This is a genomic window from Roseovarius faecimaris (assembly GCF_009762325.1).
Lineage (GTDB): Bacteria > Pseudomonadota > Alphaproteobacteria > Rhodobacterales > Rhodobacteraceae > Roseovarius > Roseovarius faecimaris.
Map to the genome: position 1 here is coordinate 3,505,884 of NZ_CP034348.1, position 22,973 is coordinate 3,528,856.

General features: G+C 63.8%; 24 protein-coding genes. 11 read left to right on the top strand and 13 right to left on the bottom strand.

What is annotated here, in order from left to right:
• The first annotated feature begins 159 nt into the window (after positions 1 to 159).
• Both EI983_RS17500 and EI983_RS17505 read left to right on the top strand, forming a co-directional pair.
• On the top strand, positions 160 to 729 hold the full coding sequence (locus EI983_RS17500; protein ID WP_157708629.1) for a hypothetical protein: 570 nt from the start codon (positions 160 to 162) through the stop codon (positions 727 to 729).
• Positions 730 to 819: 90 nt separating this feature from the next.
• Complete coding sequence (locus EI983_RS17505; RefSeq protein ID WP_157708630.1) at positions 820 to 966, top strand: hypothetical protein; 147 nt, start codon at positions 820 to 822, stop codon at positions 964 to 966.
• Between the two features lie 146 nt (positions 967 to 1,112).
• On the opposite strand, the gene EI983_RS17510 is transcribed toward EI983_RS17505, so the two are convergent.
• Positions 1,113 to 1,685 carry a DNA-3-methyladenine glycosylase I gene (locus EI983_RS17510; protein ID WP_157708631.1) on the bottom strand — a complete coding sequence of 191 codons (573 nt, stop codon included), beginning with the start codon at positions 1,683 to 1,685 and terminating at the stop codon, positions 1,113 to 1,115.
• 112 nt (positions 1,686 to 1,797) lie between these two features.
• On the opposite strand from EI983_RS17510, the gene EI983_RS17515 reads away from it, so the two are divergent.
• From EI983_RS17515 to gcvA, 5 genes are all read left to right on the top strand, one after another.
• A complete protein-coding gene (locus EI983_RS17515; RefSeq protein WP_157708632.1) occupies positions 1,798 to 2,637 on the top strand; it encodes an EAL domain-containing protein in 840 nt (279 codons plus the stop codon).
• Positions 2,638 to 2,768: 131 nt separating this feature from the next.
• On the top strand, positions 2,769 to 3,944 hold the full coding sequence (locus tag EI983_RS17520; protein WP_157708633.1) for an acetyl-CoA C-acetyltransferase: 1,176 nt from the start codon (positions 2,769 to 2,771) through the stop codon (positions 3,942 to 3,944).
• 2 nt (positions 3,945 to 3,946) lie between these two features.
• Positions 3,947 to 4,363, top strand: coding sequence for a hypothetical protein (locus EI983_RS17525; RefSeq protein WP_157708634.1), 417 nt, complete (start codon positions 3,947 to 3,949; stop codon positions 4,361 to 4,363).
• A gap of 110 nt (positions 4,364 to 4,473) precedes the next feature.
• A complete protein-coding gene (gene phbB / locus EI983_RS17530; protein WP_157708635.1) occupies positions 4,474 to 5,199 on the top strand; it encodes an acetoacetyl-CoA reductase in 726 nt (241 codons plus the stop codon).
• A 312-nt stretch (positions 5,200 to 5,511) separates the two neighbouring features.
• The gene (gene gcvA, locus EI983_RS17535; protein ID WP_157708636.1) at positions 5,512 to 6,459 is read left to right on the top strand and encodes a transcriptional regulator GcvA; all 948 of its coding nucleotides are present in this window, start codon (positions 5,512 to 5,514) and stop codon (positions 6,457 to 6,459) included.
• Positions 6,460 to 6,477: 18 nt separating this feature from the next.
• On the opposite strand, the gene EI983_RS17540 is transcribed toward gcvA, so the two are convergent.
• The 3 genes from EI983_RS17540 to EI983_RS17550 all read right to left on the bottom strand — a co-directional run bounded on the left by EI983_RS17540 (position 6,478) and on the right by EI983_RS17550 (position 7,744).
• A complete protein-coding gene (locus EI983_RS17540) occupies positions 6,478 to 6,648 on the bottom strand; it encodes a YdcH family protein (RefSeq protein WP_157708637.1) in 171 nt (56 codons plus the stop codon).
• Between the two features lie 111 nt (positions 6,649 to 6,759).
• Entirely contained in the window at positions 6,760 to 7,536 is a 777-nt protein-coding gene (locus tag EI983_RS17545; protein WP_157708638.1) for a tRNA1(Val) (adenine(37)-N6)-methyltransferase, read from the bottom strand.
• Complete coding sequence (locus EI983_RS17550; protein WP_157708639.1) at positions 7,529 to 7,744, bottom strand: putative signal transducing protein; 216 nt, start codon at positions 7,742 to 7,744, stop codon at positions 7,529 to 7,531. The genes EI983_RS17545 and EI983_RS17550 overlap by 8 nt, the downstream gene beginning before the upstream one ends.
• A 55-nt stretch (positions 7,745 to 7,799) precedes the next feature.
• Here EI983_RS17550 and EI983_RS17555 point away from each other — a divergent pair, with 55 nt between their 5' ends.
• Entirely contained in the window at positions 7,800 to 8,801 is a 1,002-nt protein-coding gene (locus EI983_RS17555) for a polyprenyl synthetase family protein (protein WP_157708640.1), read from the top strand.
• 58 nt (positions 8,802 to 8,859) lie between these two features.
• Here EI983_RS17555 and EI983_RS17560 read toward each other — a convergent pair whose 3' ends face one another.
• The 3 genes from EI983_RS17560 to EI983_RS17570 all read right to left on the bottom strand — a co-directional run bounded on the left by EI983_RS17560 (position 8,860) and on the right by EI983_RS17570 (position 13,162).
• A complete protein-coding gene (locus EI983_RS17560; protein ID WP_198389447.1) occupies positions 8,860 to 9,705 on the bottom strand; it encodes a 4-(cytidine 5'-diphospho)-2-C-methyl-D-erythritol kinase in 846 nt (281 codons plus the stop codon).
• Positions 9,698 to 11,386, bottom strand: a complete 1,689-nt coding sequence (locus EI983_RS17565; protein ID WP_246162223.1) for a tetratricopeptide repeat protein — start codon at positions 11,384 to 11,386, stop codon at positions 9,698 to 9,700. Before EI983_RS17565 ends, EI983_RS17560 begins: the two co-directional genes overlap by 8 nt.
• 141 nt (positions 11,387 to 11,527) lie before the next feature.
• Positions 11,528 to 13,162 (bottom strand): electron transfer flavoprotein-ubiquinone oxidoreductase, encoded by a 1,635-nt coding sequence (locus EI983_RS17570; RefSeq protein ID WP_157708643.1) that lies wholly within the window; start codon positions 13,160 to 13,162, stop codon positions 11,528 to 11,530.
• A gap of 231 nt (positions 13,163 to 13,393) precedes the next feature.
• Between EI983_RS17570 and greA the strand changes: the two genes are divergently transcribed.
• Together greA and EI983_RS17580 are read left to right on the top strand one after the other, a co-directional pair.
• Positions 13,394 to 13,864, top strand: a complete 471-nt coding sequence (gene greA, locus EI983_RS17575) for a transcription elongation factor GreA (RefSeq protein WP_157708644.1) — start codon at positions 13,394 to 13,396, stop codon at positions 13,862 to 13,864.
• A 13-nt stretch (positions 13,865 to 13,877) separates the two neighbouring features.
• Positions 13,878 to 14,894 carry a hypothetical protein gene (locus EI983_RS17580; RefSeq protein WP_157708645.1) on the top strand — a complete coding sequence of 339 codons (1,017 nt, stop codon included), beginning with the start codon at positions 13,878 to 13,880 and terminating at the stop codon, positions 14,892 to 14,894.
• A gap of 121 nt (positions 14,895 to 15,015) precedes the next feature.
• Here the strand turns inward: EI983_RS17580 and EI983_RS17585 are convergent, their stop codons facing one another.
• Together EI983_RS17585 and EI983_RS17590 are read right to left on the bottom strand one after the other, a co-directional pair.
• Positions 15,016 to 16,368 carry a lytic murein transglycosylase gene (locus tag EI983_RS17585; protein ID WP_157708646.1) on the bottom strand — a complete coding sequence of 451 codons (1,353 nt, stop codon included), beginning with the start codon at positions 16,366 to 16,368 and terminating at the stop codon, positions 15,016 to 15,018.
• Positions 16,369 to 16,611: 243 nt separating this feature from the next.
• Positions 16,612 to 17,319 (bottom strand): helix-turn-helix transcriptional regulator, encoded by a 708-nt coding sequence (locus tag EI983_RS17590; RefSeq protein ID WP_157708647.1) that lies wholly within the window; start codon positions 17,317 to 17,319, stop codon positions 16,612 to 16,614.
• An 80-nt stretch (positions 17,320 to 17,399) separates the two neighbouring features.
• Here EI983_RS17590 and EI983_RS17595 point away from each other — a divergent pair, with 80 nt between their 5' ends.
• Positions 17,400 to 18,101 carry a glutathione S-transferase family protein gene (locus tag EI983_RS17595; protein WP_157708648.1) on the top strand — a complete coding sequence of 234 codons (702 nt, stop codon included), beginning with the start codon at positions 17,400 to 17,402 and terminating at the stop codon, positions 18,099 to 18,101.
• A 38-nt stretch (positions 18,102 to 18,139) separates the two neighbouring features.
• On the opposite strand, the gene rnr is transcribed toward EI983_RS17595, so the two are convergent.
• The 4 genes from rnr to dapE all read right to left on the bottom strand — a co-directional run bounded on the left by rnr (position 18,140) and on the right by dapE (position 22,641).
• Positions 18,140 to 20,395 (bottom strand): ribonuclease R, encoded by a 2,256-nt coding sequence (rnr, locus tag EI983_RS17600; RefSeq protein WP_157708649.1) that lies wholly within the window; start codon positions 20,393 to 20,395, stop codon positions 18,140 to 18,142.
• 85 nt (positions 20,396 to 20,480) lie between these two features.
• The gene (locus tag EI983_RS17605; RefSeq protein WP_157709145.1) at positions 20,481 to 21,068 is read right to left on the bottom strand and encodes a TIGR04282 family arsenosugar biosynthesis glycosyltransferase; all 588 of its coding nucleotides are present in this window, start codon (positions 21,066 to 21,068) and stop codon (positions 20,481 to 20,483) included.
• The gene (locus tag EI983_RS17610; RefSeq protein WP_157708650.1) at positions 21,068 to 21,493 is read right to left on the bottom strand and encodes a GNAT family N-acetyltransferase; all 426 of its coding nucleotides are present in this window, start codon (positions 21,491 to 21,493) and stop codon (positions 21,068 to 21,070) included. Before EI983_RS17610 ends, EI983_RS17605 begins: the two co-directional genes overlap by 1 nt.
• Positions 21,490 to 22,641: a succinyl-diaminopimelate desuccinylase gene (dapE, locus tag EI983_RS17615; RefSeq protein WP_157708651.1), complete on the bottom strand. Its 1,152-nt coding sequence runs from the start codon at positions 22,639 to 22,641 to the stop codon at positions 21,490 to 21,492. Before dapE ends, EI983_RS17610 begins: the two co-directional genes overlap by 4 nt.
• Between the last annotated feature and the right edge of the window lie 332 nt (positions 22,642 to 22,973).

Consider the following 22,973-nt stretch of genomic DNA (forward strand, 5'->3'; position numbering starts at 1 on the left):
TGCTATTCGCAAAGCATGATACGAAAACAACCAAGTCGCATAAGGGCTTTTCCATGCTTACTACCGTTCATCAAGTGGTCAATGAGAGCGACTTTTCTCTGCACCTAATCCTCCGTTTGCTTGTGGGCAAAGAGGACCTTGAGAAGATGGGTGCCGAGCATGGCACCCGCTGACTTCAGCTTCGAAGCGGTTCGCGGCGGGTTCAAGGTCACCGATAGGGTTTCAGGAAGCTGGTGCAGACCGATCCTGTCCTACGGCTCGGACCGGCAGACGGTTTTTGAGTTTTCAATTTTGCCCGGCAGTGGACTGCCGCCCTTGATCGGAACTTTCCTGGAAGAGGTTAGGCCAATTGCTCCGGACGATCCGCGCTGCCCGGCCGCTTTCCAGGACAGGCTTGCTGCCGCGCCCGAAGACCAGCGCTGGTGTTTCGAATTGGCGTTGACCGATTTTCGAACGGATGCCGACAGCATCGACGTGCAACATTCCGGTGCCGTTAGGAACATGTTTGTCTTCTTTTACAACGCCATGTTGCTTGCATTTCGCATCCAGAGCGAAGAGACGGCAAAACGGAATCTTTCTCCCGAAATGTATGATAAGAAAAAACTACTCGACGCGGAAAACCCGCCCGCGTCCCCGAAATTCTTGAATTTCCGACCGCAACAGTTGGATCCCGAATTCTGGTTCACCGCCCTGAATCGCGAGGATGGCCTTTATGTTTGGGCTCCATAACAGCCTTTAGGGCAATCGTCTTAACCCCGCAAACGGCTGTCTGAATGCCACCGGCGGGATCTCCGCCGACGCGCAGAAAGCAGCCATGCGTTGCGCACCAGCGTCATTGGCAATATCGCGCTGTGGCGCGAGCAACGCGTGATCTCCTACCTGCTCGCCTCGGATCGAGCACGCGCGCGCCTGGCAGAAGAAAAACTTAGCAGCTGGGCAGTGAACCACCCCTTCGACGAAGTTTGAAGGCTCGCCTCCTGCGGGCTGAAAAGGATAGACACTCCGCTTGCCGAGGCTTTCATTGGAAAGCCTCGACCAGCATAGGCGAGGACCAATTCACATGAGCCCCGTTCCGAAAGGCCGTCAGAACGGCCATTTGAGAGCCACCAGATTTAGGGAATGTGCGCTTTGACCTTCTCGTGGCAAGGGCAGCCCACCAGATGATCGTTGACCATGCCCACCGCCTGCATCCAGGCATAAACAATGGTCGGGCCGCAGAATTTGAACCCGCGTTTCTTCAAATCCTTCGAAAATTGTTGGGATATTTCCGTCTGGGCCGGGACCTCGGCGAGGCTGGTCCAGCGGTTTTGCAGGGGCGCGCCGCCGACGAAGCTCCAGCAATAGCGGTCAAAGCCCTGTTCGGCTTCGACACGCTGCCAGGCGCGGGCGTTGGTGATGGTGGCCTCGATCTTGCCGCGGTGGCGGATGATGCCCGGATCGGCGAGCAGGCGCATCACCTCCGCACTGCCCCAATCGGCAATGATATTTGGATCAAACCCTTGGAAAGCATTACGAAAATTCTCACGCTTCTTGAGGATCGTGATCCAGCTCAGACCGGCCTGAAAGCCATCGAGGATCAGCTTTTCCCAGAGCGCGCGGCTGTCATATTCAGGCACGCCCCATTCGGTATCGTGATAGTCCAGATAGATCGGATCGCGCCCCGCCCAGCCGCATCTTTCCTGCATCATTTGCCCCCTTGCACAGCCTGTGGCGGCCTGATCGTTCAAATGCGCCGCTTAAGACTTCCTTAGAGGGAAGCGGGCAGGTTGTGAACCGAGTCACACCGGAGAGTTGCTAATGCGGGGCAGCAGACGCATCAGGGCCGATATTCCCGCGGGTCATCAGGATCCGCTCAGCTATGCGGTCACGGCCCGGGACCGGTCGACCATCGAGATGGTCAATCAGGCGGTGCGTCACAAGCAGGTGATGCTGGCCTATCAGGCGGTTGTTCCGGCCCGGGACCAGAGCCGCCCGGCCTTCTATGAAGGGCTGATCCGGGTGCTGGACGAGACCGGGCGGATCATCCCGGCCCGTGACTTCATCAGCGCGATCGAGGAGACGGAAACCGGCCGGATCATAGATTGCCTTGCGCTTGAACAGGGGATGAAGACGCTGGCGAAATTCCCCGATCTGCGCCTGTCGGTCAACATGTCGGCCCGATCCATCGGCTATGACCGGTGGATGCGTACACTCAAGCGGGGGCTTGGCGCCGATCCGACGGTGGGCGAGCGGCTGATCCTGGAGATCACCGAAAGCTCGGCCATGCTGGTGCCGGAGCTGGTCATCAACTTCATGAGCGCGCTGCAGCGCAAGGGGATCAGCTTTGCGCTGGATGATTTTGGCGCGGGCTTTACCTCGTTCCGCTATCTGCGGGATTTCTATTTCGACATCCTGAAGATCGACGGGCAGTTCATCCGCGGCATTGCCGCGTCGCCCGACAATCAGGTGCTGACCGCCGCTCTTGCCTCGATTGCCGAGCAGTTCGACATGCTGACGGTCGCGGAGTTCGTCGAAAACGCACAGGATGCGGCCTATCTCACCGAGATGGGCATCGACTGTCTGCAGGGGTACTACTTCGCCGCGCCGACGGTGCGCCTGCCCTGGGCGGAAAAGGAGCGGGCGCGCGCCGTTCTCTGACCTGCGACATTGCAAGCGGTTGCCGCGCTGCGGCGACTGTTTTATCACGGGCCCGAAGGCGGGGGTGTCCGAATCCTTATCATTTCTCAAGCCCGGGCAGTCTCGACCATGACATTGGTGGAGAACATGACATGACAAATGTAGTAATCGCCTCCGCGGGACGGACCGCAGTCGGTTCTTTCGGCGGCTCTTTCGCAAACACCCCGGCGCATGATCTGGGCGCGGCCGTTCTGGAAGGCGTGGTGGCCCGCGCGGGCGTGGACAAGGCAGAAGTTTCGGAAACGATCCTCGGTCAGGTGCTGACCGCCGCTCAGGGGCAGAACCCGGCGCGCCAGGCGCATATCAATGCCGGCCTGCCGCAGGAAAGCAGCGCCTGGGGCATCAACCAGGTCTGCGGGTCGGGCCTGCGCGCCGTGGCCCTTGGCGCGCAGCACATCATGCTGGGCGATGCCAGCATCGTCGCCGCCGGTGGGCAGGAAAACATGACCCTCTCCCCCCATGCCGCGCATCTGCGCGCCGGGCACAAGATGGGTGACCTGAAATATATCGACACGATGATCCGCGACGGTCTGTGGGATGCCTTCAACGGCTATCACATGGGCCAGACCGCCGAGAATGTTGCCGAGAAGTGGCAGATCAGCCGCGAGGCGCAGGACGAGTTCGCCGTCGGCAGCCAGAACAAGGCCGAAGCCGCGCAAAAGGCGGGCAGGTTCGACGACGAGATCATCCCCTTCACCGTCAAGACCCGCAAGGGCGAGATCGTTGTCGACAAGGATGAGTATATCCGCCACGGCGCGAACCTTGAGGCGATGCAGAAGATGCGTCCGGCCTTCACCAAGGACGGGTCGGTCACCGCGGCCAACGCCTCGGGGCTGAACGACGGCGCAGCAGCCGTGCTGCTGATGAGCGCCGACGACGCCGAGAAGCGCGGGATCGAACCGCTGGCGCGGATCGCTTCCTATGCCACGGCCGGGCTGGACCCGCAGGTGATGGGCGTGGGCCCGATCTATGCCAGCCGCAAGGCGCTGGACAAGGCGGGCTGGTCGGTGGACGACCTGGACCTGGTGGAAGCCAACGAAGCCTTTGCCGCGCAGGCCTGTGCAGTGAACAAGGACATGGGCTGGGATCCGAGCATCGTGAACGTCAATGGTGGTGCCATTGCCATTGGGCACCCGATCGGCGCCTCGGGCTGCCGCGTGCTCAACACCCTGCTCTTCGAGATGAAGCGCCGCGACGCCAAGAAGGGCCTCGCCACGCTGTGCATCGGCGGAGGCATGGGTGTGGCGCTCTGCGTCGAACGTCCGTAACCATGACGGGCGCGTGTCATATCGCGAACCGCGCCCGCATTTTCCACGGCCCTGGTATCGGGTGTCTGGCCCTGCTGGCCCTGGGCGGCATGGCACAGGCCAGCCAGCCCATCTCGACCAGCCTGACGGAATGTAATGTGATCTTTTCCGAGCTGGCCGTGATCGGTGAAGCGCGGGGCAAATCGCAGGACGAGATTGCAGCCATCACCCGCAGCGCAACCGTGTTTCTGGACGCCGCATTCGCACAGGCCAAACATGAGGGACAGCCCGACGCATACGAGCATGTTCGATCTGATCTGCACAGGCTGACCGACAAATGGGATGGACGGTTTTCCAGGATCACACTCCTGAACGAGAACATGGAATGGATCAAATATTGCCGTGCCCTCGGAAAGGATCGCGGGCTGGAGCTGCCGTGAAAACCACCCCGCATCGCGGAATATGCGAAAATCCTGCGCGCAATAATATTGCGCTCATCAGCATAACTGAGTAACAAACAAACCAAACACATTCAGACTGGAGACTTAAGATGGGAAGAACAGCACTTGTGACCGGTGGCTCGCGCGGTATCGGCGCGGCCATTTCGAAGGCGCTCAAGGCCGAGGGCTATAACGTCGCCGCCTCTTACGCGGGCAATGACGAGGCCGCCGCGAAATTCACCGAGGAAACCGGCATCAAGACCTACAAATGGGACGTGGGCGATTACGAGGCTTCCGAGGCCGGGATCGCGCAGGTCGAGGCCGATCTGGGCCCGATCGAAGTGGTTGTCGCCAATGCCGGGATCACCTGGGACGGGTTCTTCCACAAGATGACGCCGGAGCAGTGGAACAAGGTGATCGCCACCAACCTCACGGGCGTGTTCAACACCGTGCGCCCGGTCTGGCCGGGGATGCGCGAGCGCAAGTTCGGCCGTGTGATCGTGATCAGCTCGGTCAACGGTCAGAAGGGTCAGGCCGGTCAGGTCAACTATGCCGCCACCAAGGCCGGTGACATCGGCATCGTGCGCAGCCTCGCGCAGGAAGGTGCGCGCGCGGGCATCACCGCCAACGCCGTCTGCCCGGGCTATATCGGCACGGAAATGGTCCGCGCCATCGACGAAGACGTGCTGAACAAGCACATCATCCCGCAGATCCCCGCGGGCCGTCTGGGCGAGCCGGAAGAGATCGCGCGCTGCGTGACCTTCCTGGCCTCCGACGATGCGGAGTTCATCAACGGCTCGACCATCTCGGCCAACGGGGCGCAGTTCTTCGCCTGAGCCGAACGATCAGAGCTCATAAAAAAGGGCCGGTCTCATGGACCGGCCCTTTCTCGTTCCGAGGGAGGCTTGCAACGATCACTCGGACGGGAACGGCTTGCGCAGCCAGCGCAACATACCAGCCAGCGCGTCACTGCGGGCCTGGTGGGCCGCGCGGATGGCATCGCGGGTGCGGGCGGTTGTCGGTGCTTCGATCATGGCGGGCTCCTTTGTGGTGTTCAGTGTTACTTGATTGATTTGAATATGGCCCTTTGCCTTGTTGACCACAAACGAGACTTTCTATCTGTTCACTTAAGTGGTACTTAACTGAATATGCCAGACCGTCTGCCCCCTCTTACCGCTTTGCGCGCCTTTGATGCCGCCGCACGGCATATGTCATTTCAGGCCGCCGCGGCCGAGTTGAACGTGACCCCCGCCGCGCTCAGCTTTCAGATCAAGTCGCTGGAAGAGCATTTTGGCGGGCCGCTTTTTCGCCGCCTGAACCGGGCGGTGGAGCTGACCGAGGCGGGCCGCGCCCTGGCGCCCGGCTGTGCACGCGGGTTTCGCGAGCTGTCGACCGCCTGGCAGACGGCGCGCCGGATCAGCGAAACCAACACGCTGACGGTGACGGCAGGCCCGGCGCTGACGGCCAAGTGGCTTGCCCCGAGGCTGTATGAATTTGCCCGCGTCCACCCCGAGATCGACCTGCGCTTCTCGGCCTCGTTGCAGATCGTCGATCTGGAGAACGCAGGCGTCGATGTCGCCATCCGGTTCAGCGCGAATGTTGACGAGAGGTATTTCTCAATCCCGGTGCGCAAGGAATGGATGACCCCGGTGATGACCCCGGCACTGGCCGAGAGATACACCACCCCCGAAAGCCTGACCGACGCGCCGCTGATTTTTGACGATTCCCTGGCGAGCCTTCAGAACCCGCCGGGATGGCCCAACTGGTTCAGGGCGATGGGCATGGATTTCGAACCCACGCACGGGCCGCGGTTTTCCAATGCGGATCATGCCATTGATGCGGCGGCGGCCGGGATGGGGATCGTGCTGGGGCGCCGCGCGATCATCCTGCAGGATTTGCTGGAGGGGCGGCTTGTCGCGCCTTTCAAGACTGCGGTCGAAATCGACGCGCAGTTCAACTTCGCCTGCCTGAAAGGCACCGAAACGCGGCCAAACGTGGCCGCATTCCGGGACTGGTTCTTCAGTGAAATCGAGAAAACAGCCTATGTGTCGGATGACTTTGAGATCATTCCGAGCAGCGGGATACGCCCCGCCTGATACGTTCCGGGCCGCCGGTCAGGCGCTGACGGACAGCCGTTCAATCTCTTCCTTGAGCCGCAGTTTCTGCTTCTTGAGCTCGGCAATCTCAATATCGGAGGAGCCGGGCGCGCGCTGCACCTCTTCCACCCGATCCGAGAGGTCCTGATGTTTCCGTTTCAGTTCTTCCAGGTGCGAACTCAGGCTCATAGGCGCTCTCCTTTTCTGCGGGTGTCATTACTCTACATGGGGAGTGCAGCACAGTTTTACAAATCTGTCACGCTGCGGCTGCATTGTGAGGCGCGAAAACTTGTTCAACTTTTATGACTCTTGCGGAAATGTCAGCGCCGCGCCCTCGCGCAGAATGGCGGCGGTGGCGGGGGTATAGCTGTCACGGTCCCCGTCATGCTGTGCGCCCTCATGCAGAAGCCAGCCGTCATGCAGCCGGAACGGCGCGCGCCCGTTCTTGCGCCCGCGCAACAGGACAAGCCGCGCAGCACGGCCCCGGCGCGGGATCAGCGGGAGCAGTTCGAGACTGCCCAGATGCTGCGCCATCGCGGTCAGAAGCTCGGGCGCGCGGGCGGCCTGGTGGATGATAGTGAGCGTGCCCTTGGGCGCCGTGCGCCGGGCGCCCACATCGACCCAGGCGGATAGCGGCGTGGCCTCGCCCAGCGCCCCCTCGCGGCCCGGATCGGTGGCGGCCACCCCGGTGGAGCGGTCGAAATAGGGAGGATTTGCAATGACATGGGTGAACTGGCGCTGGCGCAGCGCGCTTGGCATCTCGGCCAGATCGCCGGTCAGAACCTCGGCATCAAGGCCGTTTTCGTCGGCATTGCGGCGGGCGAGCGCGGCATAGCCCGTCTGCCGTTCCAGCCCGGTCACGCGGAGCCCCGGCACGCGCACCGCGCAGCACAGCATCGCCGCCCCTGCCCCGCAGCCCAGATCGAGCAGCGTCTCACCCGATCTGGCGGGCACCGACGCGGCCAGAAGCACCGGGTCCACCCCGGCACGATAGCCGGCCTTTGGCTGGGACAGGGTCAGACGCCCGCCAAGGAAGGCATCGCGGGTCAGATCGCCCTCGTCCGCGTGCTCATTCATCCACATGCAACCCGTTGTCGAGAAGGGTCCGGCGGGCGGCGTCAAAATCTCTCTCGGCGACCATGACGCGGCGAGGGAAAACCCCGATCGAGCCCTCAAGGATGCTCATATTTACGTCCAATTCAAAGCAGTCTATACCCTCGCCCTGAAGCAGCGCCTTGGCAAAGGCGATCTCGGTCGGGTCGTTGGTGCGCATGAGCTGTTTCATACATCTGAAATAAGGGCATGCATGGCGAAATGTCGAGCGATGTGACGGGAGTGTGATGGGATTGGACGAGGCAGCCACCAAGCCGCATGAGCAGCTGGCCGCGCATCTGACCGAGCGGATGGCGGCAGTGAATGTGCTGATCCGCGAGCGGATGGCCTCGCGTCACGCGCCGCGCATCCCCGAAGTGACGGCCCATCTGGTCGAGGCCGGCGGCAAGCGTCTGCGCCCGATGCTGACGCTGGCCAGTGCCGAGATGTGCGGCTATGACGGCGATTTTGACGTGCATCTGGCGGCAACGGTGGAGTTCATCCATACCGCGACCCTGTTGCATGACGACGTGGTCGATGAAAGCGCACAGCGGCGCGGACGGCCCACGGCGAACCTGCTGTGGGACAACAAATCAAGCGTCCTGGTGGGCGATTACCTGTTTTCCCGCGCGTTTCAGTTGATGGTTGAAACCGGCTCTCTCCGGGTGCTGGACATTCTGTCCGGCGCGTCGGCGACGATTGCCGAGGGCGAGGTGTTGCAACTGACCGCCTCGCGCGATCTGTCCACAACCGAAGAGATTTACCTGCAAGTGGTGCGCGGCAAGACGGCCGCCCTGTTTTCGGCCGCGACCGAAGTGGGCGGCGTGATCGCGGGCGCGCCCGAAGCGCAGGTGCAGGCGCTCTTTGATTATGGCGATGCTCTGGGAATTGCGTTTCAGATCGTCGATGACCTGCTGGATTACCAGGGCCAGAGCAGTGCCACCGGCAAGAATGTCGGAGACGATTTCCGCGAACGCAAGCTGACGCTGCCGGTGATCAAGGCAGTGGCGGCGGCGGATGCCGAAGAGCGCGCCTTCTGGAAGCGGACCATCGAGAAGGGCGATCAGCGCGAAGGCGATCTGGATCAGGCGCTGGCACTGCTGGACAAGCATGGCACGCTGGAGGCCACGCGGGCCGAGGCGCTGGCCTGGAGCGCCAGGGCGCAGACGGCGATCCGCTCTCTGCCCGAGCATCCCATACGCACAATGCTGGACGATCTGGCCGAATATGTGGTGGCGCGGATCAGCTGAGCCGCGAGCGAGCGCCTGAAAACGGGCGCGCTCCACTGACTGTCCGAGTTAACCCTGTTCAGGGCCGCGACGATGGGTGCCCTGCATTCAGACGTGCCGCAGCGACCCACCAGCCGGGCTGTTGTTCGCGCAGGCGTCCCGCCGCCGCACGGGCGGTTTCACGGTTGTCATAAAGGCCAAAGCAGGTGGCCCCCGAGCCCGACATCCGCGCAAGGCGACAGCCGGGGGTGACCTCCAGCGCCTTGAACACCTGGGCGATCACCGGCTCGACCGCGATGGCGGGTGCCTCCAGATCGTTGCGCATGCCCTTCAGCCAGGTGATGAACTCGGCCCGGGACTGGCCGGAGGGGATCACCTCGGGCATGGGCGGGTTTTCATGGCTTTCCAGCTTCTTGAAAACGGTCTTGGTCGGGGCCGGGCGGTTGGGATTGACCAGCACAGCATGCAGCTTGGGCAGGCCGTGGAGCGGCTCGACACTTTCGCCGATGCCGCGCATGCGCGCCGCGCGGCCCACAAGGCACACAGGCACATCCGCTCCCAGCGCCAGCGGGTTCTCGGGGATCGGTTTGCCGGTCAGCTCCGACAGCGCCTTGAGCGTGGCCGCCGCGTCGCTGCTGCCGCCGCCAAGCCCGGCCGCGTTGGGCAGTTTCTTGGTCAGGCGCATCTCGGCGCCGACATGCATGAATTGCGCCGCCCGGATCATGATGTTGCGCTCATCCAGCGGCACACCGGCGGTCATCCGCCCTTCGACCGAAAGCGACAGCGTATCCGATGGCTTCACCCGCACGGTGTCGCCGATATCGGCGAACACCACGAGCGAATCGAGCAGGTGATAGCCGTCGTCGCGGCGGCCGGTCACATGCAGGGTGAGGTTGATCTTGGCCGGAGCGAGAACCTTAACCATCATCCGCCACGCGCAGAGGCGGTGAGCCTTCTTCCTCAAGCACGATATCGAGCCCGACTTCGAGCTTGCGGCGGATGCGGTCGGCATCGACATCGGGCGAGGCGTTTTCCGCATCGACGAAGGACAGCGCGCGCTTCCACTGGAATTCGGCCTCGGTGAAGCGGCCCACGGCCCAGAGCACGTCGCCCAGATGATCGTTGATCACCGGGTCCACCGGCTCCAGCTCGACCGCGCGTTCCATATGCACCACCGCCTCTTCGTAGCGGCCAAGCCGGTAGAGCACCCAGCCGAGGCTGTCGACGATATAGCCCGAATTGGGCTGTGCCGCGACGGCCTCTTCGATCATGCCGAGCGCCTCGTCGAGGTTGATCTGCAACTCGACCATGGAATAGCCGAGATAGTTGAGCACCTGCGGCTGACCCGGGTTCAGTTCCAGCGCGCGGCGGAAATCGGCCTCGGCGGCGTCCCAGTTGTCGAGCCTCTCATGGCTGATCGCGCGGGCGTAGTGGACGAACCACTGACCCTGGTCGCGGGCGTCGTAAATCTCGATCGCGCGGTCATAGGCGGCGATGGATTTTTCCCAGTTCTCAAGCTGGCGATAAAGATCGCCCGTCGAGACATGCACAATGGGCAGCTCGGGGTGGCTTTCGGAAAGCTGAGTCAGCACCTCGACCGCCGCATCGGTTTTCTCGGCGCGGCGCAACGATTCGGCGCGGCCCAGTTCGGCCACATGGAAATTGGGGTGATCGCGCGGCACGCGGGCATAGGCGTCATTGGCCAGCTCGAACCGTTCCAGCGATTCCAGCAGCTCCGCCGTCATGAGCAGCGCGTCGATATGGTCGGGTTTGAGATACTCGGCGACGCGCGCATAGAGCAGGGTGTAGTCATCGGCGCTTTCGCTCATCAGAGCCTGCCCGAGGGTAAAGAACACTTCGGCGATGCCGTCCTGCGCGGTGCGTACGCGGGTGAAGGGCAGCGTCTCGCCCGCGGTCAGCCGGTCGCGCAGATCGGCAATCTCGGGGTCGGGAGACGGACCGAACGTGTCTTCGAGAATGGCCACCGCGTCGTCGCCGCGCTCAAGCTGGCTGAGGATCTCGGCCCAGGCGATGGTGCCAAGGCGGGTGCGCTGAATGGGCCCGTCGACCTCGCCCGAGAAAATCTTCTCGGCGCTTTCGTAATCGCCCACCGACGCCAGGGCCAACGCCTTGTGATAAATCGCAAAGCTGCGCAATCCGCGCTCATTCGCCACCGCGTCGAACTGGGTCAGCGCCTCGTCCATCTGGCCTTCGCCACGGAAGGCCCAGGCCTTGATCAGACCATCGGCCAGCATACCGACACCGCGATCTTCCTCGATCCGGGTGAACAGCGCCTGATAGTCCTCGCGCTTGGCCTCGTCCGCCACCAGCGCCATGAAGGCGACCTGGCTCATCAGCCCGTCCGCTTCGATCTTGCGGGCGATCGGCACGGCGCGGTCGAGATCACCAAGCGACATATGGGCGACCGTGGCGGATTCGAGGATTTCGGGGTTCGACGGATCCTTGGCCAGCGCCTGGGTGAAATATTGCGCCGCGGCGGCGAAATCATTGTCGTAACGGGCCTGCCGCGCGGCCAGATAGGCCCCGATGGCGTCATCCGCCCAGACCGGCGGGGCCGGTGTGCCCAGCAGAATTGCCGTTGCCAAGGAAAGAATGACACCTGTTTTCACGCTGATCTGCCCTGTTGCTTTTGGTTGCCAGCGCAAAGGTAGACTTTGCAGGCGGGAGAGGCAATGCAAAGGGCGGCGCAATCGCTGCGCCGCCCGATCACATAAGCGAGGAATTGATCACATATTCGGGTAGTTCGGCCCGTCGCCGCCCTGCGGGGTGACCCAGGTGATGTTCTGGCTGGGGTCCTTGATGTCGCAGGTCTTGCAATGCACGCAGTTCTGGAAGTTGATCACGAACTTGTCGTCCACCACCTCATAAACCCCGGCCGGGCAATAGCGTTGCGCCGGTTCGGCGAATTTCGGCAGGTTCACGTCGATCGGCACGCTCGGATCGGTGAGCTGCAGATGCGCGGGCTGGCTTTCCTCGTGGTTGGTCATCGAGAAGCTGACATTGGTGAGCCGGTCAAAGCTGAGCGTGCCATCGGGTTTCGGGTAGTCGATGGGCTTGTGCTTGGAGGCAGGCTCGGTCGCGGCCGCGTCGGTCTTGCCGTGGCCGATGGTCCCGAAAAGCGAAAAGCCCAGCGTGTTGGTCCACATATCAAACCCGCCCAGGGTGAGGCTGGCCAGCAGGCCGTGCTTGGACCAGATCGGCTTGACGTTGCGGACCTTTTTGAGGTCCTTGCCGATAGGGCCGGTGCGCACTTCGTTTTCGTAGTCGTTCAGCTCGTCACTGGCGCGGCCCGCTTCGATGGCCTTATGCGCGGCTTCGGCTGCGGCCATGCCCGAGAGCATCGCGTTATGGTTGCCCTTGATGCGCGGCACGTTGACCATACCGACCGAACAGCCCAGCAGCGCCACGCCCGGCGCCACCATCTTGGGCATGGACTGATACCCGCCCTCGGTGATCGCCCGCGCGCCATAGGCCACGCGCTTGCCGCCTTTCAGCAGCTCGGCCACCATCGGGTGATGCTTGAAGCGCTGGAATTCCATGTAAGGGAAGAGGTGCGGGTTGCGGTAATTCAGGTGCACAACGAAGCCGACATAGACCTGGTTGTTGTCGAGGTGATAGATGAACGACCCGCCGCCCGCATTGCTGCCCAGCGGCCAGCCCATCGTGTGCGTGACCGAGCCTTCGCGGTGCTTGTCGGGGTCGATCTCCCAGATCTCTTTCATCCCGATGCCGAACTTCTGCGGCTCCTTGCCTTTGCTGAGGTCGTATTTGGCGATCACCTCTTTCGACAGGCTCCCGCGCACGCCTTCGGAGAGGAACACGTATTTGCCATGCAGCTCCATGCCCGGCTCGTAGGCGGGGCCGGGGGTGCCGTCGGCGTTCTTGCCAAACTCACCGGCCACCACGCCCTTGACCTCGCCATTCTCGCCATAGACCAGCTCGGAACAGGCCATGCCGGGGAAGATCTCGACGCCCAGTTCCTCGGCCTGCTCGGCCATCCAGCGACAGACATTGCCCATCGAGACGATGTAATTGCCGTGGTTGTTCATCAGCGGCGGCATGGGGAAGTTGGGGATGCGGATCTGACCGGCCTCGCCCAGCATGTAGAAATTGTCATCCTTGACCGGCACGTTGAGCGGCGCGCCCTTTTCCTTCCAGTCGGGGATCAGCTTGTTCAGGCCGCACGGGTCCAGCACGGCACCCGACAGGATATGCGCGCCCACTTCCGAGCCCTTTTCCAGCACCACCACCTCGCGGCTGGGGTCCAGTTGCTTGAGGCGGATCGCGGCGCTCAGCCCGGCGGGGCCTGCGCCCACGATCACCACATCATATTCCATCGCTTCGCGTTCAATCTCGGACATCGCTGTGTTCCCCTGGTTGCCTGCGGCAAAATAAGTCCAAAGCTGCTTAGCGCCAGTGACAGGGCAGGGTCAATCGCGACACGACGTCGAAATGCGGATTTGCGTCAAAAGCCGCCGCGGCGGCGCGCCATTCTCCCCATTGCAGCGCATGTTCCTTTCGCCTATCTCTTTGTCGGTATGCGCGCCGGTGCGGTGCGCCCCTGACGGCAGACAGATGAGAAAGCCAGCCTCATGGACAAGATCCCGATGACCCGCGGCGGCCATACCGCCCTGGAAACCGAATTGAAGCAGCTCAAGAGCGAGGAACGCCCGGCCATCATCCGCGCGATTGCCGAAGCGCGCGAGCATGGCGACCTGTCGGAGAATGCCGAGTATCATTCGGCCAAGGAAAAGCAGAGCTTCATCGAGGGCCGGATCAAGGAGATCGAGGGCATTCTGAGCCTCGCCGAAGTGATTGACCCGTCGAAGCTGTCCGGCGCGATCAAATTTGGCGCGACGGTGACGCTGGTGGATGAGGATACCGACGAGGAAAAGACCTATCAGATCGTCGGCGAGCACGAGGCCAATATCGAGGCCGGGCTGCTGAACATCAAATCGCCTATCGCCCGCGCGCTGATCGGCAAGGAAGAGGGCGATAGCGTCGAAGTGCGCACGCCTGGTGGCGAACGCTCTTACGAAGTGTTAAAGATCGCCTATATCTGAGCGGGATCCCACGATGCCCAACCGGCGCGACACTCCCCCGAGTTCTCTCGGGGTCTATGAAAAATCGAAGACACAGCAGCTCTCCACGGTCGAGGTCGTGGCGATTGTCCTGTCGTTCCTGTGGCTGGCGCTCACCGCGATCTTCTTTCTGGTGCTGGAGCCCGCCGGGGCCTTTGCCGAGGGCGGCGCGCTGCGCTTTGTCACCATCCTGATGGCGGTGTTCCTGCCGGTCGCGATGATCTGGGTGGCGGTGATGGCGACCAAATCCTCGCGCGTGATCCGCGAGGAAAGCCAGCGCCTGCAGGCCGCGATCGACGCGATCCGCCAGACCTATCTGACCCAGATCCAGGGCCAGGCCACCACGCAGGAACCCTCGGTCGCCAAGAAGCTCGATGAAATCGCCGCAGCACAACGCAAGACCGAAACCGTGCTGGCGATGTTCTCCTCCACCCGGCAGCCCGTCACGCCGCGCCCGGCCACCCCTGCCACAGCGGCGGCGGTGGGCCCGGATGATCAGGTGGCCCTGCCGCTGGGCACCCCCGCCGAGGCGCTGGAACCGCCGCTTGCCCACGAGGATTTCGTGCGCGCGCTGAACTTCCCCGAAACGGCGGAAGACAAGGAAGGCTTTGCCGCGCTGCGCCGGGCGCTCAAGCACAGGCCGACGGCACAGCTTGTCCAGGCCAGCCAGGACGTGCTGACCCTGATGAGCCAGGACGGCATCTATATGGACGATCTGCGCCCTGACATGGCCCGCCCTGAAATCTGGCGCCGCTTTGCCGCCGGGGAGCGTGGCCGCCAGATCGCCACGCTGGGCGGGGTGCGCGACCGCTCGTCGCTGGCGCTCACCGCCACGCGGATGCGCTCGGATCCGATCTTCCGCGATGCGGCGCATCACTTTCTGCGCAAGTTCGACCGGATGATCTCGGACTTCGCGGAAACCGCGACCGATGCGGAAATTTCCGACCTCTCGGACACCCGCACCGCCCGTGCCTTCATGCTGCTGGGGCGTGTGGCGGGGACGTTTGACTGACCTGATCCAAAGGCGTGGCTGCGCCACAACCGGTTGAATTGCGTTCAGGCCACGCAGGCCTTGGGGGCGCTGCCCCCAAACCCCCGGAGTATTTTCGGAACAATGAAGAGGGGCTGCTCAGTCAGCGGCGTTTGAGCTGTTGCAAGAGCTCGACCGAAGGATAGCCCGTCGGCTCTACCCCGATGCTTTGTTGGAAGCCCTTGATCGACTTGACCGTGTTCGGGCCGATGATCCCGTCGATCTTTTCCAGAGGGTAGCCCTTGCGCTTTAGCCGACGTTGAATTTCCTTGCGTTGCTCGAAGGTGACCGGGGTGTAGCCGCGCGGCCAGCCGGCCTGGATCGGCGGACCGCCGGCGATACGGTCGCCCAGATGGCCGACGCCGATCGCATAGGCATCGGCATTGTTATAGCGTTTGATCACGTCGAAATTCTTGAACACCATGAATTTCGCCCCTGCCGCCCCCGCGGGCATGAGGATACGGGCCGAGCCGTAATCCTTTACCGGGCGTCCACGCATATCGGTCACCCCGCGCGCCGCCCAGTCGGAAGGCATGCGTTTGGAGCCGGTATCCGTGAACCCCTTGGGCACTTTCACTTCCAGCCCCCAGGGCATCCCTTTGACCCAGCCGAACCGCTTGAGATAGGCTGCGGTGGAGGCCAGTGCATCGGTCGGATCGTTCTTCGACCAGATGTCGCGCCTGCCATCGCCGGTCGCGTCCACAGCATAGGCAAGATAGGAGGTGGGAATGAATTGCGTGTGCCCCATCGCCCCGGCCCAGGAGCCGGTCATCCGGCGCGGCGCCACATCGCCCGATTGCAGGATTTTCAGCGCAGCGATGAGCTGTTTTTCAAAGAACGCACCGCGGCGCCCGTCATAGGCCAGGGTCGCCATCGCCTCGATCACGTTGATATCGCCCATGCGCGTGCCATAGCGGCTTTCCAGACCCCAGACGGCGGTCACCACCTCTGCCTCGACGCCATAGCGCTGCTCGATCCGGTCAAGCGCGCGCCGGTGCTTGCGCAGGGCGGCCTTGCCTTCGCTCACCCGGTCGGGTGAGGCGGCGCTGTCGAGATAATCCCAGATGTTGCGCTTGAATTCGGCCTGGTTGCGGTCCTTGTCGACCACCTCGGCGTTGTATTGCACCCCGCGAAACGCCTTGTCGAAGGTCGATGCACGGATGCCTGCGGACAGGGCGCGGCCGCGAAAGCCCTTGATCCACTTATCGAACCCGGGGTTTTTCGTGGAGGCGAGGATCACCTTGGCGGGGTCGGTCTCCAGATTGGACGGGCGCATGACCGGGCGCAGAGCATTCACCGGCACATCAAGCACGACAACCACGTCCTGCGGCGTCAGCGTCCCGGGGCGCAGGTGCGGCCGCAGTGACGTCTCAACCGGCCCGGCCCAGGCCGCCACGGATGACAGGATACCCGTCACGGCCGCCCCGAGAAGGCCCCTCTGCACGCTTATACGCATGGCCTGATCCTTTTTATTCTTTTTCATGCTCGTTGACAGGATGGTAGCGCGAAGCGGGGCAAATCAAAAGTCAGGACTGCGTGAGGAGCAGCGAATTGCCGAAGCAGCGCGACCGCTGCCGCGTGGCGCGAGACGGCTGGGCCCGCAGGCGGATGGCGGCATGCCCGCCTGTTGTCCGGAGGATCCGCAAAACAGAACGCCGCTTGACCGGTGTCCCGGCAAGCCAGAGCGGCAAGGCGGTTTTCAATGCGCGGGGTCGGCCGGTGTCATCTCTTCGCGGAGGCGCGCCATATAGTCCCGCAGGAGCGGCACGCGCCGGGGGCGGAACGAGGCGCCGGTCAGTTCCAGATGGCGCATCCGGTCAAGCCGGAAGGCACGGAAATCCCGCCGCAGGTGGCACCAGGCCAGAAGGCAATGCGACGCCTGCATGAAAACGATCGAGAGCGGATCGACCTCGCGCGTGGTGGCGCGGGCCTCGGCATCGGAGTAATCGAACCGGATGGTGCGCTCGTCCCAGGTGGCCTGACGCAGCGCGCTCACGTCGATGCCGGGCTCGGGCATCCTTGCATAGCGGCGCGCGGTCAGCACCGCATGTTCCAGCCGGTGCGCCTGGGCCGCGGGCAGGCGGGCGCGCAGCTTGCTGAGCGCGGTCTGCGCCGCCTTGACCAGCGCCGGGTCGCCCACCTCGCCCACTTCGCGCAGGCCGAGCACCAGCGCCTCCAGCTCATCGGTGTCGAAGCTGAGCGGCGGCAGGGCGGCATCCTCGATCAGCGTGTAGCCGAACCCCGCCGAGCCGTCGATCACCGCGCCGAGGCTGCGCAGCGTGTCGATATCGCGGTACACGGTGCGCGGCGACACGCCCAGATCCTGCGCCAGATCGGCGGCGGTGGCCGGAGGCGGCATCAGGCGCAGGGCCTGCATCAGCTGAAAAAGGCGGTGGGTACGGGACATGGTGACAGTATGGTGGCACATCCTGCCAGATAGTGACAGTATCGAACGCCAGCGCTTGTGCATCAGCGAGGAGAGACGACATGCTGACCCTGCTCACCTTCGGACCTAGTTTCGAGATGCCCAGCCACAGCCCGTTTTGCGTCAAGGCAATGGCGCTTTTGCATCTTTCAGGGCAGGACTGGCAGCCGAAATATCTTTCAGATCCGCGCAAGATGCCGCTGGGCCGTCTGCCTGTTCTGAAGACGGCGGAGGGGCGGCTGATCCCCGACAGCGCGCATATCCAGGCGTATCTGGAGGCTGAAGGAGCGGCGTTTGACGCGGGTCTGTCCGCGCAGGACAAGGCCCGTTCACATGCGCTGATCAGAATGGTTGAAGGGCATCTTGCGGCCGGGATGGCGCATGACCGATGGCTGCGCGACGAGTGTTGGCCAGAGGTCCGCGAGGCCTTTTTCAACCGGGTGCCGCGGATGATGCGCGGCCCGGTATCCGGTATGATCCGGCGCAAGGTGCGCGCGGCGATGATGATCAACGGCATCGCGCAATTCAGCGAAGAAGAGCGGTTGGCGCGGCTGGCGCAGGACCTTGAGACCATAAGCACGACACTCGGCACTGGGCCGTTTCTCTTTGGCGAGCGCCCTACGGCCGCCGATGCTGCCATCGCGCCCGTGCTCGATATGATCCGCACCCTGCCCTGTGACACCGGGCTGCGGCGGCTGGTCCGGGGGTCTCCGGCGCTGATGGGCTATATCAAACGGGCGCGCGCCGCGCTTTACCCGATGTGACGCGAGGCCGGCATGTCAGGGCCGGATGAGCGGCCGCCTCAACGGCGCTTGCGGGCCACCTTGCGCTTGGTCTTGTCGGCTTTCCGTTTGGCCTGGCCCGCCTTGCGGCGTGGTGCCTTGCCGCCCCGCGCGCCAGGCTTGCGCGTCACCGTCTTGCCATCAAGGCTGACCAGTTCCAGCGCCAGACCACCCGTCACCGGAGCCGCTTCGCTTAGCTTCACGGTGACACGTTGGCCCAGACCGATCACCAGCCCGCTATCCTCGCCGGTCAGCGTGGCGGCATCGCGATCGAAGCGGAAAAACTCCCGCCCGAGCGAGCGCACCGGAATGAGCCCGTCAGCCCCGGTTTCGTCCAGCCGCACGAAGGCCCCGAATTTGGCCACGCCGCTGATCCGGCCGGTAAATGCCTCGCCGATGCGTTCAGAAAGAAACGCCGCGAGGTAACGGTCATTCGTATCGCGCTCGGCCATCATCGAGCGGCGCTCGGTGTCCGAGATATGCTCACCCGTGCTTTGCAGCGTCTCGATATCGCGCGGGGTCAGCCCGTCCTCGCCCCAGCCATGCGCCGAGATCAGCGAACGGTGCACGATCAGGTCGGCATAGCGCCGGATCGGCGAGGTGAAATGCGCATAGGACGCCAGAGCCAGCCCGAAATGGCCGAAATTCGCGGGCGCATAATAGGCCTGTGTCATCGACCGCAGGGTGGCCATGTTGATCACTTCCGAATGGTCCGTGTCCTGCGCGGCATGCAAAAGCTGGTTGAGGTGCTGCGTCTTCAGCGCCTGCCCCTTGGCCAGGACGAGCCCGGCGGCATCGGCCACGTCGCGCAGCGTCTCCAGCTTCTCCGGCGGCGGCTCCTCGTGCACCCGAAACAGAAGCGGTGAGCGTTTGGCAATCAGCGTCTCGGCGGCGGCGACATTGGCCAGCACCATGCATTCCTCGATGATCTTATGCGCCTCCAGCCGGTCGGCGAAATTGACGCTGAGCACCTTGCCTTCCTCGCTGAGCTCGACCTTGCGCTCGGGCAGGTCCAGATCGAGCGGCTGGCGGCGGTTGCGCGCGTCTTTCAGCGCCTCATGCGCGGCATAAAGCGGCTTGATGACCTCCTCCATCAGCGGCGCGCATGCCTCATTGGGCGCGCCATCCATGGCCGCCTGCACCTCGTGGTAGTTGAGCGAGGCGGGCGAGCGCATCAGGCCACGCACGAAGCGGTGACCGATCTTTTCGCCATGGGCGTCGATCTGCATGCGCACGGCGATACAGGCGCGCGGCACGCCTTCATGCAGGGAACACAGATCGCCCGAAAGCCGGTCGGGCAGCATCGGCACGACGCGGTCGGGGAAATAGCTGGAATTGCCGCGCTTGCGCGCCTCCTGATCCAAAGCAGAGCCAGGGCGCACGTAATAGGCCACATCGGCAATCGCGACCCAGATCACATGCCCGCCCTCGTTTCCGGGGTCGTCATCGGCATGGGCATAGACCGCGTCGTCATGGTCGCGCGCATCGGCGGGGTCGATGGTGATCAGCGGCAGCTCGCGCAGGTCCTCGCGGCCATTCAGGCCCGCCGGTTTCATGCGGTCCGCCTCGGCGATCACCTCGTCGGGGAAGTCGTCCGGGATCCCATGCTGGTGAATCGCAATAAGGCTGACGGCCTTGGGCGCGGTCGGATCGCCCAGACGGTCGGTAATCCGCGCCGAGGGCAAGCCAAGCCGGTCCTTGGGCCCGGCCTGTTCGGCCTCGACCAATTCGCCATCCCTGGCACCGTTCACCGCATCAGCAGCCACGCGCCATTCCTTGCCGTCGCCCTTGTCGATGGGCAGGATGCGCCCGCCCTCGCCGCGTTTGCGGAAAATGCCCAGCACCTTGAGCGGGTTGGTCCCGATCCGGCGGATCAGCTTGCCTTCATACTGGTGCGGCTCGCCCGTCACCTCCTGCACGCGGGCGAGGATCCGGTCGCCTTCGCCCAGTGCCGGATCCGAGGCGCGCGGGATCACCAGAACCTTGGGTTCCGCCGCTTCGCCATGCCACTCCATCGGGCGCGCGGTCAACTCTCCGTCCGGGGTCTGGCCGGTCACTTGCAACAACGCCACGGGCGGCAGGCGGTCCGGGTCGCGATAGGTCTTCTTGCGCTTTTCGAGATGCCCTTCTGCCTCCAGCTCTTTCAGCATGCGCTTGAGGTCGATCCGGTCCGCGCCCTTGATGCCGAAGGCCCGGGCGATATCGCGTTTGGAAGTGAGGGTCGGGTTGTCGGAAATCCATTGCAGGATTTCGTCCTTCGTCGGCAGGGTGCTCATGAAACCGGCCTAGCATGGCTGATGCGGGGCGTCATCCGGGAAATGCTTGTCGCGCCCTTGCGTGCGCGCCGCGCGAGGCAGCCTGTCAGGGCTGACGAGCGGCGGACAGATCGGCGGCGGTGTCCACGTCCCGGAGCGTGTCGGTGAGCGCCACGCGATCACGCTCAAAGGCGCGCAGCGTATCGGCCAGCGCATGTTCGGTGGACCAGCGCACATTCCGGAACAGCCCCGAGGGCACCGCCCGCACCCGTTTCAGCCCCACCAGCCAATAGCCCCCATCCGGCGCCGCGCCAAACACCGCCTCATGCCGCCCCAGCGCCGCGAAGGCCCGCGCGATCTGAGGCTTGCCCACACCGGGAATATCCGCGCCGATAATGCAGACCGGCCCGGGCGGCAGGCTAAGGAACACGCGCCCCATTCGGTCCCCCAGACCGCCCTTGCCTTGCGGCATACGTGGCAGATGCGCGGGCCAGATGCGGCTCATCAGCCCCTCACGGTCGGGCGACACGGCCAGAACCAGATCCCACCGCGGATCTTCGACGCGGGCCAGCAGCGACCGCACCTGTCGGCGGAACCACCACGCGGCAGGCACCATTCCGATTTCGCGCCCGAGCCGCGTTTTGACCCGGCCCGGGCGCGGCTCTTTCACCATGACCACCAGCTTGGGGCGGATCACAGGGCGCGCTCCATCATCCGGTGCGGGAGGCCGCCGGCATCGTCAAAGACCGGCCCGTAGGCGACAAAGCCCAGCGCCTCGTAAAAGTCCAGGGCATAGGTCTGTGCGCCCAGTTCGGCGCGGGTGACATCGGGCAGGGCGCGCAACCGGTCCAGACACGCCTCGATCAGCCGCAGCCCCAGGCCGACGCCGCGATGCGAGGGCAGAACGCAGACCCGGCCGATCTTGCCGGTTCCATCCTTGATCAGGATACGGGCGGTGCCCACGGGAACATCTCCGTCCAGCGCCAGAAGATGCAGCGCCTCGCCGTCACGGCCATCCTGTTCCAGATCGGGCGCAACACCCTGTTCCTCGACAAAGACCGCACGGCGCACCGCGTGGCAGGCCGACAGATCTTCGGTTGGGACGATCTCGACACTCACGCGAAATAGTCCTTCAGGATGCGGGCATAGATCGCCTTGAGCTGACGGATCTGCGCCACCTCAACCCGTTCATCCACCTGGTGCATGGTCTTGCCGACAAGGCCGAACTCCACCACCGGGCAATGATCCTTCACAAACCGCGCGTCCGACGTGCCGCCAGAGGTGGACAGCTCAGGCCGCACCCCTGTTTCGGCCTCCACCGCTTTTGTCACCATCTCCGACAACTCTCCCGGCGGGGTCAGAAAGCTTTCGCCCGAGACCTTCACCTCCATCGCCGCCGTCACCCCTGTCTCTTCGGCGATCCGGTCCAGTTCGCTCTGCATCCAGCCGATCAGGCTCTGACTAGAATGGGCGTCGTTGAAGCGGATATTGACCGTGGCGCGGCATTGCGCCGGAATGACGTTGGTCGTGGGGTTGCCGGTGTCGATGGTGACGACCGCCAGCGTCGAGGGATCGAAATGCGCCGTGCCGGTGTCAAGCTCATGCGAGGCCAGCCGGTCCACCAGCCGCGCCATGGCCGGTACCGGGTTGACCGCGCGGTGCGGATAGGCCGAATGGCCCTGCACGCCGGTCAGGGTGATCCAGGCCGAAAGCGACCCGCGCCGCCCGATCTTGATCATCTCGCCCATATGGGTGGGGCAGGTCGGCTCTCCGACCAGGCAGGCGGTCATGCGCTCGCCTTCGCGCTGCATCCAGTCGAGCAGGGCGGTCGTGCCGTCCACGGCATCGCCCTCTTCATCACCGGTGATCGTCAGGATAATGGCCCCCTCGGGCGGGGCCTCTTGCACCATGTCCACGGCCGCCGCCACAAAGGCCGCCACACCCGATTTCATGTCGGTCGCGCCGCGCCCCCAAAGCTGGCCGTCCTTCTCGACCGCGCCAAAGGGCGGGACGGACCACGCTGCTTCGTCCCCCACCGGCACGACATCGGTGTGCCCGTTGAACCCGAAGGAGCGGTTCGCGCCCTTGTCGCCCCAGCGGGCAAAAAGATTGGCCACCCCGCCACGATCGACGCGGGTGCAGGCAAACCCGGCCTCGCTCAGCACCTGCTCAAGCAACACCAGGGCGCCGCCTTCGTCAGGGGTCACCGAGGCGCAGCGGATCAGCTTTGCGGTCAGGTCAACGGGGTCGAGCGGGGCATGTGTCATGAACTGTCCTGTCGGCGGGAAAATCGTCGGTCCTGACCTAGCGCGCTTTGCCAGCGCACGCAAATGTGGCGGCAAAGGCGCGTATCTCTGCGATTTTCGCCGAAGACCCCCGTTAACCCCTTAACAGGTCATCTGAAACTTGCTACCAAATCCTCAATAAATGACCCGAGGCAGGGCAATCAGCAGGGCCGCACACGGCCCGGTATCGAGCGGACACAGAGCAGGTCCACAAGAAACGACAGGAGCGGAGCAGATCCGCCGCGCTGATCATTGCGCTGCCTCACGGGATATGAGGCGGGTATGGGTGCAGCTTTGAAACATCCCATTTGTCG

Excerpts from the sequence above, each read along its gene's own strand:
- EI983_RS17560 (WP_198389447.1), bottom strand. The coding sequence starts at position 9,705 with ATGGTTAAGGTTCTCGCTCCGGCCAAGATCAACCTCACCCTGCATGTG.
- EI983_RS17550 (WP_157708639.1), bottom strand. The coding sequence starts at position 7,744 with ATGAAACAGCTCATGCGCACCAACGACCCGACCGAGATCGCCTTTGCC.
- dapE (WP_157708651.1), bottom strand. The coding sequence starts at position 22,641 with ATGACACATGCCCCGCTCGACCCCGTTGACCTGACCGCAAAGCTGATC.
- greA (WP_157708644.1), top strand. The coding sequence starts at position 13,394 with ATGGACAAGATCCCGATGACCCGCGGCGGCCATACCGCCCTGGAAACC.
- EI983_RS17570 (WP_157708643.1), bottom strand. The coding sequence starts at position 13,162 with ATGTCCGAGATTGAACGCGAAGCGATGGAATATGATGTGGTGATCGTG.
- gcvA (WP_157708636.1), top strand. The coding sequence starts at position 5,512 with ATGCCAGACCGTCTGCCCCCTCTTACCGCTTTGCGCGCCTTTGATGCC.
- EI983_RS17510 (WP_157708631.1), bottom strand. The coding sequence starts at position 1,685 with ATGCAGGAAAGATGCGGCTGGGCGGGGCGCGATCCGATCTATCTGGAC.
- EI983_RS17545 (WP_157708638.1), bottom strand. The coding sequence starts at position 7,536 with ATGAATGAGCACGCGGACGAGGGCGATCTGACCCGCGATGCCTTCCTT.
- EI983_RS17580 (WP_157708645.1), top strand. The coding sequence starts at position 13,878 with ATGCCCAACCGGCGCGACACTCCCCCGAGTTCTCTCGGGGTCTATGAA.
- EI983_RS17520 (WP_157708633.1), top strand. The coding sequence starts at position 2,769 with ATGACAAATGTAGTAATCGCCTCCGCGGGACGGACCGCAGTCGGTTCT.
- EI983_RS17590 (WP_157708647.1), bottom strand. The coding sequence starts at position 17,319 with ATGTCCCGTACCCACCGCCTTTTTCAGCTGATGCAGGCCCTGCGCCTG.
- EI983_RS17525 (WP_157708634.1), top strand. The coding sequence starts at position 3,947 with ATGACGGGCGCGTGTCATATCGCGAACCGCGCCCGCATTTTCCACGGC.
- EI983_RS17515 (WP_157708632.1), top strand. The coding sequence starts at position 1,798 with ATGCGGGGCAGCAGACGCATCAGGGCCGATATTCCCGCGGGTCATCAG.
- phbB (WP_157708635.1), top strand. The coding sequence starts at position 4,474 with ATGGGAAGAACAGCACTTGTGACCGGTGGCTCGCGCGGTATCGGCGCG.
- rnr (WP_157708649.1), bottom strand. The coding sequence starts at position 20,395 with ATGAGCACCCTGCCGACGAAGGACGAAATCCTGCAATGGATTTCCGAC.
- EI983_RS17595 (WP_157708648.1), top strand. The coding sequence starts at position 17,400 with ATGCTGACCCTGCTCACCTTCGGACCTAGTTTCGAGATGCCCAGCCAC.
- EI983_RS17540 (WP_157708637.1), bottom strand. The coding sequence starts at position 6,648 with ATGAGCCTGAGTTCGCACCTGGAAGAACTGAAACGGAAACATCAGGAC.
- EI983_RS17585 (WP_157708646.1), bottom strand. The coding sequence starts at position 16,368 with ATGCGTATAAGCGTGCAGAGGGGCCTTCTCGGGGCGGCCGTGACGGGT.
- EI983_RS17500 (WP_157708629.1), top strand. The coding sequence starts at position 160 with ATGGCACCCGCTGACTTCAGCTTCGAAGCGGTTCGCGGCGGGTTCAAG.
- EI983_RS17555 (WP_157708640.1), top strand. The coding sequence starts at position 7,800 with ATGGGATTGGACGAGGCAGCCACCAAGCCGCATGAGCAGCTGGCCGCG.